Below are 16,918 nucleotides of genomic sequence, written 5' to 3' on the forward strand. Positions count from 1 at the left end.
TGCTAATTATCCAAAGGCAATGCGATATACTGTCGCTGTCCGAAAACTTCTACCTTTACTGCCTGACAGATGCAAGCCATTGAAGAAACTAGGTTGTCCAATGTCAAGTTATCGGTTGTGATTCCTTGCTACAACGAGCTGGGGACGATCGAAACGGTAATTCGGACGGTAAAAGCCGCTCCGGTTCCGAACTTAGAAATCATCGTGGTCGATGATTGCTCGACCGATGGCACGACCGAACTCTTACGATCAAGGCTCGAACCGCAAGTCGATCAGGTCCTTTATCATTCGACCAACCGCGGCAAGGGAGCCGCCTTACGAACTGGGTTCGCAGCAATTACCGGAGATATTGCGATCGTGCAAGATGCCGATTTAGAGTACGACCCACAAGAGTTTCCGTTGCTGATTAAGCCGATCGCAGAGGGTCGAGCTGATGTTGTGTTTGGGTCTCGCTTCGTCGGCAATCAGCCCCATCGCGTCGTGTACTACTGGCATATGATCGGCAACAAATTCCTGACCACCCTGTCCAATATGCTGACGAATATCAATCTAACGGACATGGAAACGTGCTACAAAGCGTTTCGGCGTGAGGTGATTCAATCGGTGCGAATTGAAGAAAATCGATTTGGATTTGAGCCAGAGATTACCGCCAAAGTTGTCAGAATGGGATGCCGCATTTACGAAGTGGGAATTTCCTATTACGGTCGGACATACAAAGAGGGTAAGAAAATTGGTTGGAGGGATGGTTTCAGGGCAATCTATTGCATTGTGAAATACAATCTTTTTGCGTCAAAAACTCGTTAATTTGCAACTTTAATCAAATTCTCATTCATCAAATTCTCACAAAGGATGTCATATGGGAAAGTCAAACCGTGAACCGCTTTTAGAACCGTTACTGCGCTGGTTGCGCTTGAGACGGGTAGTTGCTGAAATTCCAGCAAACTCAATTGTTTTAGATGTGGGTTGCGGGCGAAAAGCGGCGTTTCTCAAGGCGATCGCACCTCGAATTCAGCAAGGATACGGGGTTGATTTCAAAGTCGCAGAATTTCAAACTCCAAATTTGAAGACCATTCAGGTGCATTTGGGCGAGAAATTGCCGTTCGCCGATGCCAGTTTTGATGTGGTCACGATGTTGGCAGTGTTGGAACATATTGAGTACGAGCAGGCGATCTTGAAGGAAATTCATCGCGTTCTTAAACCCGATGGGAAACTGGTGCTAACGGTGCCTTCGGTCTGGGCGCAGCCTGTTTTGGAGTTTCTATCTTATCGGCTCAAAATTGTCGATGAGGCTGAAATTCGCGACCATAAGCGGTACTATGATCGCCAAAAACTTAAGCAAGCTTTGATTCAAGCTGCAGGATTTGAACAATTTCGACATCGGTATTTTCAGATGTGGATGAATAATTTCTGTACGGTCAGGAAAGGCTAGTAATTGTGACGATTCATCTCAGCGTAGTCCGATCGCAACGATTTAAGTCACTCCTGTTGTACAGCGCCGTGGCAGTATTGGGCGTATTTCTTGGATTTCATCCGACTTTGCTCAGCGGGTTTTCAAAAGCACAGGCAGAATTGGGTGATACTCGATTGGTGCATTACCTTTTAGAGCATTCGTTTCAGGTTGTCGTTAATCAAAATTATCATGCTGAATTGTGGACGCCTGCGTTCTTCTTTCCGCTAAAAAATACTTTGGCGCTCTCTGAAAATTTATTCGGTGCTGCGCCGTTTTACTGGGTGTTGCGCGGCATTTTACCTGCTGATCTAGCGTATCAATGCTGGATGATTTTGGCGGCGCTCCTGTGTTTTATATCCTTTGTGATTCTGTTAAGAAGCCTACAAATAAGTCACGCACTTACAGCATTTGGGGGTTTTATCTTTGCATTCGGATTTCCGCGAATGGGGCAGCTTTTCCATGGGCAATTGTTGTGTCAGTTTTATACACCGATTGCTGTTCTTTTTATTTGGAAATTTCTCCGTAAACCAACCGAAAATCGATTTTATTTAGCCCTATTATTCATCTTTTTACAGATTCTCGCAGCTTATTATCATGGCTGGTTTCTTCTATTTAGTTTGTTATTGTTTGTGCCGATCGTGCTTTGGCTTGAAGATCACTATCGGCAAAATCTTTTGCTGTTTTTAAGAAGAAAATGGCGATCAACGATCGTTGCTATTTTGGTTTGGATCAGCGCCTTAATTGCATTATTTCTGCCTTACCTGAAGATCACACAAACGATTGGAGTTTTTCCGTTTTCTCAAGTCGAAACGATGCTGCCTCGCCTCGCCTCCTGGTTACTTCCGCCACAAAATAGCTTATGGTCGCCGTTGCTTTCTAAACTGTTTGATTCACGACTTGATCCAAATCAGCATTTGCTATTTATGGGATTTACTGTTTTTGGATTGATTGCATTTGCGGTTTATGTTGTGCGATTTAGACCAGAAGTTTTGACCCCAGAACGAAGCATTCTTGTGAAAGCAAGTCTAATCACCGCATTCATTTTATTTGGGCTGTCGCTGGAGATATTTGGCTTTTCGCTGTGGAAAGTGATTTATGCGATCGTTCCCGGTGCAACGGCAATTCGCGCCACTGGGCGAATCGTTTACATGATTGAAGTGTATGTTTTAGCTGCTAGTTTGCTCTGTGTGGATGGAATGCTAAGACACAGGATTGCAAAGCCAAAATTCCGGTCGGCGATCGCGCTCACACTCCTACTGATTAGCCTGCCAGAACTCATTATCTTTCAGCCAATGGCGTATGAAAAAGCGCCGGCTTTAAAGCTTGAATCCGAGCTACAAGCTTCCATCTCCTCAAAATGTGATGTTGCTTACTTAGTTGCTGCTCCAGGCACAGGGTTCTATCTACAACAGATCCCGATGATGTGGGCAGGGCTAAAAGCAGGTGTTCCTGTGATCAATGGATATTCCGGTTCAGTGCCTGCGGGACTGCCAAGGACGATCGAAGAAAGCGCGAATTTTCCAACGGTCGTGCAGTGGCTCAGCGGCAGAATGCAGGGGCGACTCTGTTGGGTTCAGTCTACTAAGACATCTCAGCTTACCCCTAATATTCCGGTGAAATCGATCGACGGGGCAATTCAGACTCAATCCCAAAATTTCACAACTTCTGTGATTCCTGTACCGCCTAACGTTCCGCTGCGGGGATTTACCCAAGCCATTCAAGCAGAAGTTCCGCCTGTGATTCAAGCCAATCAAGCCGTCAAAGTTCCACTATTACTCCGCAACACCAGTCTCTATACTTGGCTTCAAACCAAAGAAGCACCGCTCAATCTCTCGTACCGATGGCTTAAACCGGATGGAACGATCGCACTGGATAATGGACAACGCACCCCCATTCCAGAAAGCATCGCACCCGAAGAAACAGTGGCGCTCAATGCTGTAGTAAGAGCACCAGAAACACCCGGAATCTATCGGCTCAGCTTAACGCTTGTGCAAGAGGGGATTGCTTGGTTTAGCGATCATGGAGCCAAATCTTTCAATGCGACGGTCGAAATCGTGCCGTAGTTTCTTGTCGATCCGAGTGGTTGACGACAGGCAATCTGCTAGTCTAATCCTGTTGAATATGGGCCAAGGAGATTGGCTGGATAGATTTCATGCACTCTATTGCATCTTGAAATACACCCTCCTGTCATCCTGATGATTCTTGCTATGAAATATGACATCTCTTCTATCAATCTGTTTAATCGATTCAAATCTCTGCTGAATCAAAAGGGAGCTATCGAGAGTTGGGTGATCTTCTTTAGTTGTGCTGTGACTTATTTTGCCAGCGGTCAAAATATCACCTCAGGAGACTCCATTCCGAATTCGCTCTTGGCGTTTAATTGGCTATTTAACGGCAGGCTCGATTTTGATAACTTTAGAAACGGCATCTTTTATGCAGGGGATGCTGCGGCCGCAGTGCGTCCATTACCTCACTTCTTCAATGAAAGTTCTAGCGGTCATCTCAATTCTGTGTATCCGATCGGGGCTGCGATCGTTAGCTTCCCTATTTACTTTTGCTTTTATTTGTTGCTGCTGATATTTCATCCACAGGGGAGTGCAATAGACATTACCAGCGCCAGCTTTGGGGAGTTGCGAATCTTATCTGAGCGAATTGCAGCCGCACTTCTCGCCTCGCTATCTGTCGTGCTGTTTTATCGGCTCAGTCGGCTGAAGGTTGAGAGATCGATCGCCCTAATTTCAACGTTTATTTATGCCTTTGCAACCGAAACCTGGGTGATTAGCTCGCAATCCCTCTGGCAGCATGGCGTTTCTAACCTATTACTGCTGGGGTGCATTCTTTGTTTATGGCAAGCCAATCGCGCTCACGATCGCAAGAAAAATCTTTTAATTCTCAATGCAGGACTGCTCTGCGGATTGTCTCTAACAGTTCGCCCAACAAATATTGTCTTTGTGCTGATGATTGCGATCTATTCGCTATTCGCATATCGGCGGCGCGTCATTTTTCTTGTTCTCGGACTGCCCACTGCATTGATTAGTCTAGCTTGGAACCTCTATTATTTTCGGGTTCCAGGCGGAGGTTATCAAATGATAGGATCGGGCCTCTACGACTACAGCCTGAAGCAATTTATCACTTCATTTGTTGGGTTGCTGTTTAGCCCCAGTCGTGGCTTGTTCGTCTACACGCCAATTGTGGTGATGTGCATTCCGGGATTTATTCAAATTGTGCGGCGCTGGAAACAGAAAGACGAAAAATTAATCATTTTGCTGTTCCTAAGCTGTTGCGTGACCTTTGTGCAGTACTGCTTTTTTAGGGTTTGGTGGGCTGGATGGAGCTATGGTCCGCGTTTTATGACGGACTTCATGCCCGTTCTGTGCCTGATGTTGAACTATACGATCGCGCAATATGTCAGGCAATCCGCTCAACTGGGTCGCAGTCTTGTTCACTGGAAGTCCGCTATTTTTGCCGCACTGGTGGCATTTTCTGTGTTTGCCCAGGTTGTCGGGGTATTTGCTGAGCCGTATTGGGATGCAATTCCAATTTCGGTCGATGTGCAGTCAAATGCTCTCGGCTCAAACTCGCGCTTGTGGCAGCTTCAAGACACTCAGATCGAGCGAAGCTTCCAGAATATTATCTATCGTTTGACTCGCCCAACCCAGAGACCTGAGTATGCAGCGGGCTTCTCTGGCAAGGTGCTACAGGTTCGCGACCAAGACCAGCGGGTGCTTCCTGCACAATTGACAGTTCCAGCCGGAACAACGACGCAGCTAACCGCGACAGTGCAAAATACAGGCACGTCGCCGTGGTTTGGCTATGAAACGGGTGCCGTCAATACTGGAGCAGCACAGGTTTTGGTGACGATGTTTGATGATAACAACCAGCAAGTTCGCCAGCAGCAGTTATATGTATCGGGGCAGCCGCTCCCTGGTAAGACAACGACTGCGATCGGGGTGATCAATTTTCCTGAGCGAGCGGGGACTTACCGGATTACTTTCTCGCTGTTTGCCAAAAACATCACTGCACCAGATTTTGCTTCTGTCCCTACCGTTGAAGCCAGGATTGTTCCACGTTCCTAGATGGCAACGGATCAGCGGATCAATTGCGGCGTTTTCGCCGGACTTGAGAACGAGAAGAACGATCGCCGCCTTTACTATGATCGTCGAAGTCATTCCGTAGTTTTTCGGCGATCGCTAGTGGTTAAGCACAGCAATCCGCTAATCTAGAACAGGGAAAATCACATCTCCTCAATTTTAGGAGTGGTGCTCGATGCCAAATTCCGCTGATCGTCGTCCAATTCTGCTCGATTTTGAAAAACCTCTCGCTGAACTCGAAGCCCGCATTACTCAAGTTCGAGAACTCGCTGAGGAAAACGAAGTCGATTTATCTGATCAGATCGCGCTGCTTGAAGAACGTGCGATCGAGCTTCGTAAAGAAATTTTTAGCGGGTTGACTCCCGGACAGCGGCTGCAAGTTGCGCGTCACCCTCGCAGACCCAGTACGCTTGATTACATTCAAGCCATTAGCGATGAATGGATGGAGCTACATGGCGATCGAGGCGGACATGATGATCCGGCAGTGGTAGGCGGAGTCGGGCGGATTGAAGGTCGTCCGGTTGTCATGCTCGGTCAGCAAAAAGGACGAAATACTAAAGACAATATTCAGCGCAACTTTGGGCAGGCATCGCCGAGTGGATACCGTAAAGCCATTCGGCTGATGGAACACGCCGATCGCTTCGGAATGCCGATTCTCACGTTTATCGATACGCCTGCGGCGTGGGCAGGACTCGAAGCGGAACAGTTCGGGCAGGGAGAAGCGATCGCCTACAATCTGCGCGAAATGTTTGGGTTTGAAGTGCCGATCATTTGCAGCGTCATCGGTGAAGGTGGATCAGGAGGCGCTTTGGCGATCGGAGTTGGAGAACGGCTCTTAATGTTTGAACACGCCGTCTACAGCGTTGCCCCCCCGGAAACCTGTGCGACGATCTTATGGCGGGATGCGTCGAAAGCTGCACAAGCCGCAGAAGCCTTGAAGATTACGGCCCCTGACTTAAAGGAAATGGGAATTGCGGATGAGGTCTTACTTGAGCCGATCGGCGGCGCACACAACGATCCATTAGAAGCCGCAGAAACATTAAAAGCAGCAATTCTACGAAATCTCAACGAGCTAGATCAATTCACACCAACTCAGCGGCGAGAGCTACGTTATCAGAAGTTTCGTAATATTGGCGTATTTACCGAAGCAGGATTGCCGACTCATGTGTAGAAATCAGCGGTGCGGGTCACTCAAATTCGCACCGCTGCACGATATAATGAGTAAGAACGTAACGAATTGTAAAATCTTGCTCATCTGAATACCTTGCTGACTCAAGTTTCCCTCGGTTCTTCGCTCCAGCACATGATCGCCGTTTTGCACCGCTACGCTCAATCGTGACTGACCGAAGGTAGCCGTATTTTTCAATTTTTCAACCCTATTAAGTTTTTTGACTGAGGATTCATGACCTCCTCCCTCGATCGTCGCGCCCTGATTACCGGGGCAAGCAGTGGAATCGGACAAGCCACCGCCCTTGCTTTTGCAAAAGCAGGCATCAACCTTGTCCTGGTAAGCCGTTCGCAATCTAAATTAGATGCTGTCGCGCAAGAAGCTCGATCGCTTGGGGTCGATGTCCAAACTTGTGCGTTGGATTTAGCGAATGTCAGTGAAGTGCGACTTGCAATTGAAGCCCTAGTTTCTCAGGTCGGCAATATCGACATTCTGGTTAACAGCGCAGGCATGGCATATACAGGCGGACTCGCAGAGATGCCGCTAGACGATTGGCAACGCGTGATTGATCTCAATCTCACCAGTGTTTTTCAGTGCATTCAAGCGGTCTTGCCTGGAATGCGAAGCCAAAAACGCGGCACGATCGTCAACATCGCTTCGATCGCCGCCCATCAAACCTTTCCCAATTGGGGCGCATACTGCGTCAGCAAGTTCGGGATACTAGCACTCTCGAAAACTCTGGCGGCTGAGGAGCGCTCACACGGAATTCGAGTAGTAACCCTGTCACCGGGGTCGGTCAATACCGGTATTTGGGATACCGAAACGGTGAACGCAGACTTCGATCGCTCGGCAATGTTAACTCCAGACATTGTGGCAGACGCGATTTTGCAGGCTGCAACCATGAACGATCGTGCGGTGGTAGAAGAGATGATTCTCATGCCGAATGCCGGAACGTTCTAAGACAAGTTTGCTGGTTGAACGCTTTCTTTTTTGCACACTTATTTTGCAACAATCATGACTATTGCCTCTCCGAATGGATTTAGCGCCAAGAATTTAGAATCGAGACCCGATCGCAACACGCAGAACGGGCAGGAAGTGAAGGTTACACCGCCGAGCGACGAGACGACACACGAGCAGATGATGGATGCGGTGCGGACAATGCTGGTTGGGGTGGGTGAAGACCCCGAGCGCGAAGGCTTGCTGAAGACCCCGAAGCGGGTTGCGGATGCGATGCGGTTCTTAACCAGTGGCTATAACCAATCGCTTGAGGATCTGGTCAACGGTGCAATCTTTGATGAAGGGCACAATGAAATGGTGTTGGTGCGTGACATCAACTTCTTCAGCTTGTGCGAACATCATATGCTGCCATTTATGGGACGGGCACACGTTGCCTATATTCCAAATGAGAAGGTTGTGGGCTTGAGTAAGCTGGCGCGGATTGTGGAAATGTATTCGCGACGGTTACAGGTGCAAGAGCGTCTCACTCGTCAGGTTGCAGAGGCACTCCAAGAAGTGCTTCAGCCGCGGGGTGTGGCAGTCGTGATGGAGGCTTCGCATATGTGCATGGTGATGCGTGGTGTGCAGAAGCCTGGATCTTGGACGGTGACAAGTGCGATGGTAGGTGTGTTTCAGGATGATCAGAAGACTCGCGAGGAGTATCTGAACTTGATTCGTCATCAGCCTTCGTTCTGGTAAGTCTTTAGTTGGTTGAATAGCAGTTGAACGCGCTCCAGGTTTTTATCACCTGGGGCGTTTTCTAATCCGCTCGATAAGTCGATGCCATCGGGTGAGACTAAGCTGAGGGCATCGGAGACATTGTGCGGATTCAGTCCGCCTGCTAACCACCAATCACAAGTGGGGCGAAATGCTTTCAGCATTGTCCAATTGATCGTTAATCCTGTGCCGCCTGCTTGGGTGGGGTGATACGCATCGAGTAGTAGCACATCGACATGGGATTGATAGTCGATCGATTGTTCTAAGTCTGCTTGCGATCGAATCCGTAATGCTTTGATCAGTTTGACATTGAGCGATCGGACTTTTTGACAAAATTCCGGGGTTTCTTTGCCGTGGAGTTGTACTACATTCAGGTTTGCGACTTCGATAGTTTCTTGAATGGTGTCGATCGCAGCATCTAAAAACACTCCCACTCGATCAACAGATAGATAGTTAGTAATGACTCGAATGTTAGTGGCTTCAATGTAGCGAGGAGTTCCTGGAACGCAGATAAAGCCGATCGCGGTTGCTCCGGATTGTTCGATTGCGATCGCTTGGTCTACTTTAGTAATGCCGCAAATTTTGACTTGTAAGCCCATCGTTAGAATTGTTGTGTTTCCTCAAACGATAGCGTATCAAGAAGTGGAAGCCGCTAGAGTAAGTCCATCTGAATTAGAAAGCTTTGTATGGTTGCCAATCCTCTTACAGTCAAGGGGATGAGATTGAGCTAACGAGTGTGGATTTGACTTTCTCGATCGCGTTGCTCTATGAGGATATCAATCTGAGTGCGGATGAGCGATCTCATATGTCCGATCTGGTTGCAGCTAATCGGTGACAACAAGATTCAAGGCAAGAGGGCGCATGATATTTGCCTCATTGCTGTCATGTTGGTGCACGACGTTGATCATCTGCTTACACTGAATCCGCGTGATTTTACGATCGTCCCTCACATCACTGTGATTGCTCCTCGAACAGTGATATGAAAAAGCCAGTATTCAGAGAAACTCTATCGAAATTGGCAGGAATATCTCCGGCATATTCGATCTCAAGGGTATCGCAATAATTTCTCTCCCAGATTCGCGATCGTATCAGCCATCGCGATCGTTCATCCCCAACAGTTGCAATAAAAAAGCCAGAATTCATCAAGAACTCTGGCAGTGTAGATTCGGATTGGGTTTGCGTTAGCGATTCTCTTGCTGCTGCAAGAATTGGCGAGTTTCACGACCAGGAACATAGCCGTAGCCGAATGTTGATTGATCGCTGTCATCCATAATCTGAGGAGTAACAAGAACAATCACTTCGCGTCGTTGATTGGATCGTTCTGTTCGCCGGAACAATGCACCTAATAAAGGAATATCGCCCAAGATTGGAACTTTAGTAGCAGTGACCCGATCAGCATCTTGAATGATTCCAGAGAGTACCAGCGTTTGTCCATCTCTCAAGCGAATTTGTCCTGAATCTAACCTCCGCTCTGACAGCAAGATAATTGAATTTGTTGAGCCGTTGATATTGATGACTTGAGCACCATCTGGTTGAGAGATGCTTGGCGCAATAGAGAGGGAGATGAAGCCATTATCATCAATCCGATCAACCTTGACTGGCAGGATTAAGCCTGCGGGTTTCTTTTCAACCGTGATGGTAGATTGAGACGCGCCTGTGCCAAACGTAGTTTGCTGACTGAAATTCGTGACAACCTCTTGAATCAGGTTGACCGTTGCTGTTTGTCCCTCTTGAACTACGAGCGTTGGATCAGTCAAAATTTTGGCGTTGCCATTGGAAACTGCTCCTTGAAGTTGAGCTAAAAAGTTCCGGGCAAAGTTAACGACAGGAATACCATTCGTTATCGGTGCAATTCCAGTTCCGACGTTGCCTTGGCCTGGGGTAGAAAATAGTCCAAAAGCCTCTCCAGGGGTACGCGTACCAAAGTTGAATACCGCAATCCCGTTACTATTGACGAATTGATTATTTCCAAGGCCAAAAGAGAAGCTTGTTCCAATTTGGCTAAGTCCGGCTAGGTTCACATCAACCACCCTGACATTGACGGCAACCATGCGACGACGCACATCAGCCAAAACAAGTTGATTTACTGCTAAATCAACTTGTTTTGGCGTTCCAGTCAATGTGATGGTATTTGTTCGCTCATCTCCTAACGCCTGTAAACCACGAAGCAATGGTACCGAATCCTGAAACTCAATCCGCTGCGCTTTTAGCTCGGTATCGCTCACCGTTGAATTATTATTCTGCTGGGTGTTCTGCTGATTGCTGTTTTGGCTTCCAATTTGTGCCGCAGAACTTACGCTGGTAACTCGTTGCGTCGGGTTGTTTGCGCTTTCAGCACCTAAACCAACCAAGACATTCAGAGCAGTTGCAACAGGAGCTTGATTGAGCCTCACACTTCTCACAATAATTCCTCTTGCTGCATTGGGAAGCCTTGTACCCACAAAGATGGTTTTCCCTGACCGCGTTGCTTCCAAACTTGCACACTGAGCGCTACCACTGCTGCTACTACCAGTAGCAGTAGCAGAAATCGGAACACAAGTTACTCTTAGAACATAGTTGAATACATCTTGCACAGACTCATTTTCAATGTCTAGCGAAATGGTTGGGCCGTTCGGCTTTGCTTCTGGAGTTGATCCTTGTGACTGTTGACCGTCTGATGCTTCGCTGTAAGCTAGATTTAGTCTTGCTGCTCTTGCTAACAGCGATAGAACCTCTCTCACCGGGGCGTTTCTTAACACTAAGCGGGGAATTCGTTCATTCGTGCCGAGGTCGATCGTAGAAGGTGACGCATCGGACTGAGAAACTGAAATGTCACCAACGGGAGGCGCAACGGCTCGACGCTGCAAGGGAGGCACCGGAGCCACTGGAACCGTCGGCTGTCCCTGGTTCGGCACTTGAGCGCTCGGTACAAACGGAGCGATCGGAGTCGTCGAGTTCGGCATCGCTTGAGCTACCGGAGTCGTCGGCAGAGGAGCCGAAGGAGTCGCTTGGGCTGGAACCGCTTGAGCTATCTTGCTCCCAGCAGGCGGAACATTTACCGGAACGGCGGCATTTGGCGTACCACCACCTGCACCCGCGACGTTGAAAATTACACCCTGAGCATTGCGGCTGGCAATCTGTCCGATCGGCGCTGCATTCGTGCCCACTACCGACACCTGCACTCCGTTTGCACCCGATGGCGTGACCGAGACTTGAGCAATGCCCGGTGCCGGATTGTTCTGACGGTATGGCTGTGCGATCTGAGCGTTGAACACATACGCATTCCAGGTATTGCCGCGATTGACATTAAACACCTGGGGAGGCTTCTCGCCCTGAGTTTGCAGCACCACATCAAAGCCAGAACCATTCGGGTTGACCGTGACATTCGTAACCTGAGTAGGATTTGCCGAAGCGGGCGGATGGCTGACTAGCGCTAGGGTCGCAGCAGTCGCTAAGCTGAGAAATCGAAGCTCTTTCACGGGATACACTCCTCCTTGGGGGAATCAGGAACTATGGCTATGGTTTCGGGGGTTGCGCGGCAGCTTGTGCTGCTTTGCGTTCGACTTCAGTTAGTGGCATCAGCGCATCCATCTGAAACGTCGTGGTGATTTGATTGTCCGGTTGGCAGTTCGTCAGATAGCGAATCGTGCCGTCGGGCTGAATCTCGTACAAGCCTTCAGACACCTTGTTATCTGCCACTTTGACCGATAGGTTTCGCACCAGCAGCAAAGGTTGCAGACGCTCGATCGTTCTAAAAATCGACTGCGTTTGGTTGAAATTGCCGCGAATTTCAACATCGATCGTTTGGCGCTTCAGCTTGTTATCGATCGGCGCACCCAGTGAACTATCGCTGATCACCGCCGCTCCCTTCTCGTCAGGCTTAAAGCGCCGTAGCTTTGCTTCTGCCACCAGTTGCCCAAAGCGGTCTTGGAATTCTTGGGCACCCCCAGGCGTTGAAAATAACTGCTGCACATAAACCGGACAAGCATTGAGCTTGGTGTTTCTTGCCGCCAATAAGCCTGCATTATTGCGCTCAATCAGTTGGTTGAGGTCAAACAACAGCGTGTTGAGCGTCTTTTCGCTCGCAAACAGGCTATAGACCTGATCGCGCTTTTGTTTCGCTTGCTCTAGCTGGTTTTTAGCCTCTTGAATTTGCTTGCGAATCTCGCCTTGTTGCTGAAGCTGCTGGGTTTTTTCTTTTACCTTGGCATCCAAGGCTTGATTGGCTTCCCAAGCAGGCATCACGAGATAAGAGACGATCGCACCTGCGCCGAGCAGACCCATCACCCCCAGCACAACCCCGCTGATCATGGGCGTAAAGGTAATGCCAAACGCAGTGGGATAAGTCGGGGTACTCTCAAAGTCTGAATCAGGAATAAAGTCAGCCGTCATGGTTTTTTCGCTCCGTCCGTTTGAGTTGCTGCGGGAGTCGGTGAGGCAGGCTTCGCTGAAGTAGCCGAAATCACGCCGCGCTGCTTTAAGGCTTCGATCCGCGTCACCAGGCCCACTGCACCTTTACGATCGAGTTCCCGGATCAGTTCTGAAGCCGGCACATCGTTGATGGCTGTGGCGATCGTGAAGGACACTTTGCGCGGTAGGCGAGGCGGCTTGAATCCACCCATTTCTCGCTTGACTCCCGGAAATTCAGGGATTTGCAGCGCTTTCTCTTCCCCTAGCTCTGCACTAACCACTTTGGTTTGATCGGCTCTTAAGAAGTTCGACTGCTGAAGCGTCAGCATAAAATCGTTGACATCATTGAATGAATTGGCAATGCCTTTGATTTCAATGCGGGACGAAACGGGTGGAGTTGCGCCTGCTGCGGGAGTCGGTGCAGCGCCTTGTGCGGGAGCGATCTGGGCAACCGAGGCAATCTGAACGCTCTTCGGTAAGCGATCGCGAATATCCTGCGTCATCGCTGACCACGGCTTAATTTGGTTAAACACCGTCGCCAGGGCTTGTGCTTCTTCGGTCGCTTGCTTTGTCTCTTCCCTGACCTTGGATAGATTCTTCTTCTCGGCTTCGAGGGTGCCAAGCTGCACATCGAGATCGGCTTGCTGCCGCTCTAGATCGCCATTTCGCAGAGTGAGAATCCCGAAAAGCGATCCTGCCAGCACCGGAAAAAAGACCATCGCTGCAACGCCCAAGAGTAAGGGGCGACGATCGTCGGCTGAGACGGTGGCTTGGGGTCGATTGCCTCGCCCCTTATCGGGCTTACTCTCTGATCGATCGTTGAGAAAATTAATATCTAAACTGTACATTTACCAGGCCTCCCGCAACCCTAAACCGAGTACAACACCCAAACCGGGTCGCAAATTTGCTGGAATGTCTTCTGCACCCAGCGACAAGGCAGACACCGGATCAACTAAGCTGCAAGGCAGGCTCAGCCGTTGAGTAAAAAACTCGTCTAACTGCCCGATCGCGGCTCCGGGGCCTGCCAGCATCACTTGAGCCACTTCCAGGTTTTCACCTTGATTCAGGTAGAAGTCCACCGATCGCCGCAGTTCGTCGCTCAGTTCTCCCAGTACCCGCAACATTGCGGTTGCCCCTGGATTGCCACCGGGACGACTCGGCTCCGTTACAGGAATCGTCATGCCTTGCAATAAGTCGATATTGCGCGACGGTGGCAGGTTCATCGCTCTAGAAAGAGCTGACTGAATCTGATAGGTTCCGATCGGAACCGTGCGCGAAAACTGAGGAACACCATCAACGGTGATCGAAATTTCGGTATTTTCAAATTGAATATCAACGAGTGCCACAGCTTCTTGCGGTGCGAACTGTCTGAGCTGCTCTCGAATTGTCCGAATCAGAGAAAAACTGCTGACTTCTAGAATGTCCACCTTCAATCCCGCCTGCTGAAAGGTATCGAGGTAGGTATCGGTGACTTCCTTGCGGGTAGCAACTAGAAGAACCTGCACTTTCTCAATGCCATCCTCATCCACAAACAGACCCAGCTTTTGATAATCAACATCGGCTTCCTCACGCGGAAACGGCAGATACAATCCGGCTTCTTGATTCAGTACCATTTCGCGCAGTTCGCGATCGTCGAGTTCTGCCGGAACCGGGATGATCCGGGTCACTGTGTCTCGTCCGCCAGGAACCGCCGTTGCGACTTGTTTAACTTTAATTTTGTGTTCGGCTAACGCAGATTGAATAATCTCTGCCATCGCGGGCGGATCGGTAATTTGCCCTTCGTGAAACACACCTTCAGGAACGGGAACCGTGGCATAAGTGCTGAGCCGATAGCCTTGACCCTGTTTGCGGAGTACCGCAAGATTGAGGCGATCGGCGGCTAACTCAATGCCAACCCCCCTTGATTTTTTTGAGAATAAACTCTTGACGTTAACCACTGTTCGTTAGCCTGCTATGAATGAATGAGTGACAGGTTTTCTGCAATCGGAAATTGCAGTCTTGCATGGGTTGAGAGAGCCTAGTAATCACACGTAAAGCAGCAGAGAAGACAGCTACTTTGATCAAAATTGAGAGAATCAATCTCTGGTGTAACGAACTTAGACTGCCCAGTTTTTTTGCAAGAATACACAACTTGATTCAAAAAAGTTAAGAAAATCCTGAAGTCCCTGCCATAGAGCAATTTCAGAAATTAAAAATTGAGCGAATCTAAATAGAAATCACTCTGGATTGCTTTATTTGATTTAATTATTTCGACTACAATTCCAATCTTTTAGAGGCAATTTGTTTCATTCGGTCGCGCTATAGCAGCGCGCTCGATGTAAGAAATAGCACATCTATTTCTGCATACTACACGCGATTTTAAAAATGGCACGACTAATTTTGTGGGGAGTGGAGAGTAGATTTTCTTGTTTGGCTTTTGCCGTCGATCGTGAGAAGAAGAGAGTTGTGGAATAGCAGAGAACATGATGATTGATGTGATTGTGATTGGTAGCGGGATTGGTGGTTTAAGCTGTGCGGCGATTTTGGCGCGGTATGGATTCAAAGTTTTGGTATGTGAAAGTCACGCGATCGCAGGCGGAGCGGCACAGAGTTTTGAGCGCAAGGGGTTTAAGTTCGATTCGGGGCCTTCGCTGTATTCGGGAATGTCTTACAGTCCGTCTCCGAATCCTTTGCGGCAAGTTCTCGACGCGATCGACGAAGACGTTGAATGGCTCAACTACGAGACTTGGGGCTGTTGTTTGCCGGAAGGTACTTTTGATACGCAAGTCGGAGCCTCCCAATTCTGCGACGTATTGCAGCGATTACGCGGAGAAAGCGCCGTTGCAGAATGGCGACGATTACAAGAGATTATGGCTCCTTTGTCGAAAGCGGCGATCGCGCTTCCGCCTGCTGCGGTGCGTTACGATTTGGGCGCGGTGTTAAGCGTGGGGCAGTTTTTACCCGCGGTGCTGCAACACGCGATCGGCTTCTCTAAACTCACTGGAGCATTCGCGCCTGTGATGGATCAAGTGATTACTGATCCATTCATTCGCAATTGGTTAGATCTCTTATGCTTTCTATTGTCAGGATTGCCTGCTGATAGCACGAATGCGGCTGAAGTGGCGTTTATGTTTGCCGATTGGTATCACCCGGACGCGAAATTAGACTATCCAAAAGGCGGAAGTGGCGCGATCGTCGATGCGCTTGTTCGCGGCTTAGAAAAACGGGGTGGGCAAATCAGACTGAACGCTCATGTCGAAAAAGTGTTAGTTGAGAATCAAAAAGCCATCGGAGTGCGATTGCGAAACGGGGAAGAACTACGATCGCGCTATGTCGTTTCTAACGCCTCGATCTGGGACACGCTCAAACTGGTCGATGATTTTCCGAAACGATTCCAGGCTGAACGGCAAGCGACTCCGACCTGCGAGAGTTTTATGCACCTGCATTTAGGCATTGATGCTCAAGGGTTAGACTCGATCGCCTGTCATCACATTGTGGTGAATGATTGGAACTTAGGCATTACTGCACCTCAGAATGTAGTGCTGATTTCGATTCCGTCACTGCTTGATCCGTCACTTGCACCGCCTGGAAAACACGCGATTCACGTTTATACTCCCGGCAATGAGCCTTACGCCATTTGGCAGCAGTGCGACGATTACGAGCAACTGAAACAACAGCGTTCAGTGGTGATGTGGAACGCTCTAGAACGAGTAATACCGGATATTCGATCGCGAACCGAACTCACCCTAATCGGAACCCCGCTCACCCACGAGCGCTATCTGCGGCGACATCGCGGAACGTATGGAGCCGCCATTCGCGCAACGGACGGATTATTTCCGGGTGCAGTGACCCCAATTTCAAGATTGCTTTGCTGTGGAGATTCAACGTTTCCGGGCATTGGGTTGCCTGCGGTGGCGGCGAGTGGCATGATTGCGGCGAATACGATCGCGCCCCTTGGCAAGCACTTGGAGTTGCTAAAACAGATTCGAGGCATAAGGCATTATTCAGAGCAAACCGCAGAATAGACGAAAGTTCTAGACACCATTCATACGCTAAATCGAGGAACTGTGTATAATCAGTCCCAACCGTTCGGATTCAGTTCGATCACGTTCATGAACCAAGGCTACA

Annotated in this window: 14 protein-coding genes; 9 read left to right on the plus strand and 5 right to left on the minus strand. The window is 49.1% G+C overall.

The genetic code is table 11. The features are described 5' to 3' along the window. Positions 1 to 69: 69 nt before the first annotated feature. The 8 genes from H6F51_16000 to folE all read left to right on the plus strand — a co-directional run bounded on the left by H6F51_16000 (position 70) and on the right by folE (position 8,404). Positions 70 to 804: a glycosyltransferase family 2 protein gene (locus H6F51_16000; protein MBD1823985.1), complete on the plus strand. Its 735-nt coding sequence runs from the start codon at positions 70 to 72 to the stop codon at positions 802 to 804. Positions 805 to 856: 52 nt separating this feature from the next. Next, positions 857 to 1,429 carry a class I SAM-dependent methyltransferase gene (locus H6F51_16005; GenBank protein ID MBD1823986.1) on the plus strand — a complete coding sequence of 191 codons (573 nt, stop codon included), beginning with the start codon at positions 857 to 859 and terminating at the stop codon, positions 1,427 to 1,429. Between the two features lie 5 nt (positions 1,430 to 1,434). Beyond that, on the plus strand, positions 1,435 to 3,513 hold the full coding sequence (locus H6F51_16010) for a hypothetical protein (protein MBD1823987.1): 2,079 nt from the start codon (positions 1,435 to 1,437) through the stop codon (positions 3,511 to 3,513). A 246-nt stretch (positions 3,514 to 3,759) separates the two neighbouring features. After that, a complete protein-coding gene (locus H6F51_16015) occupies positions 3,760 to 5,526 on the plus strand; it encodes a glycosyltransferase family 39 protein (GenBank protein ID MBD1823988.1) in 1,767 nt (588 codons plus the stop codon). Further along, a complete protein-coding gene (locus tag H6F51_16020; protein MBD1823989.1) occupies positions 5,527 to 5,673 on the plus strand; it encodes a hypothetical protein in 147 nt (48 codons plus the stop codon). 43 nt (positions 5,674 to 5,716) lie between these two features. Beyond that, on the plus strand, positions 5,717 to 6,712 hold the full coding sequence (locus H6F51_16025; GenBank protein MBD1823990.1) for an acetyl-CoA carboxylase carboxyltransferase subunit alpha: 996 nt from the start codon (positions 5,717 to 5,719) through the stop codon (positions 6,710 to 6,712). A 231-nt stretch (positions 6,713 to 6,943) separates the two neighbouring features. Next, entirely contained in the window at positions 6,944 to 7,669 is a 726-nt protein-coding gene (locus tag H6F51_16030; GenBank protein ID MBD1823991.1) for an SDR family oxidoreductase, read from the plus strand. A 54-nt stretch (positions 7,670 to 7,723) separates the two neighbouring features. Further along, positions 7,724 to 8,404 (plus strand): GTP cyclohydrolase I FolE, encoded by a 681-nt coding sequence (gene folE / locus H6F51_16035; GenBank protein MBD1823992.1) that lies wholly within the window; start codon positions 7,724 to 7,726, stop codon positions 8,402 to 8,404. On the opposite strand, the gene H6F51_16040 is transcribed toward folE, so the two are convergent. From H6F51_16040 to pilM, 5 genes are all read right to left on the minus strand, one after another. Then, on the minus strand, positions 8,386 to 9,021 hold the full coding sequence (locus tag H6F51_16040) for a phosphoribosylanthranilate isomerase (protein ID MBD1823993.1): 636 nt from the start codon (positions 9,019 to 9,021) through the stop codon (positions 8,386 to 8,388). The genes folE and H6F51_16040 overlap by 19 nt on opposite strands. A 582-nt stretch (positions 9,022 to 9,603) precedes the next feature. After that, positions 9,604 to 11,880, minus strand: coding sequence for an AMIN domain-containing protein (locus tag H6F51_16045; protein ID MBD1823994.1), 2,277 nt, complete (start codon positions 11,878 to 11,880; stop codon positions 9,604 to 9,606). Between the two features lie 37 nt (positions 11,881 to 11,917). Then, complete coding sequence (locus H6F51_16050) at positions 11,918 to 12,793, minus strand: pilus assembly protein PilO (protein ID MBD1823995.1); 876 nt, start codon at positions 12,791 to 12,793, stop codon at positions 11,918 to 11,920. Continuing rightward, positions 12,790 to 13,659 (minus strand): PilN domain-containing protein, encoded by an 870-nt coding sequence (locus H6F51_16055; protein MBD1823996.1) that lies wholly within the window; start codon positions 13,657 to 13,659, stop codon positions 12,790 to 12,792. Before H6F51_16055 ends, H6F51_16050 begins: the two co-directional genes overlap by 4 nt. Beyond that, a complete protein-coding gene (pilM, locus tag H6F51_16060; protein ID MBD1823997.1) occupies positions 13,660 to 14,748 on the minus strand; it encodes a type IV pilus assembly protein PilM in 1,089 nt (362 codons plus the stop codon). Between the two features lie 525 nt (positions 14,749 to 15,273). Between pilM and H6F51_16065 the strand changes: the two genes are divergently transcribed. Beyond that, positions 15,274 to 16,815 (plus strand): NAD(P)/FAD-dependent oxidoreductase, encoded by a 1,542-nt coding sequence (locus tag H6F51_16065; protein MBD1823998.1) that lies wholly within the window; start codon positions 15,274 to 15,276, stop codon positions 16,813 to 16,815. Positions 16,816 to 16,918 lie beyond the last annotated feature (103 nt).

Source organism: Cyanobacteria bacterium FACHB-DQ100 (genome assembly GCA_014695195.1).
Lineage (GTDB): Bacteria > Cyanobacteriota > Cyanobacteriia > Leptolyngbyales > Leptolyngbyaceae > Leptolyngbya.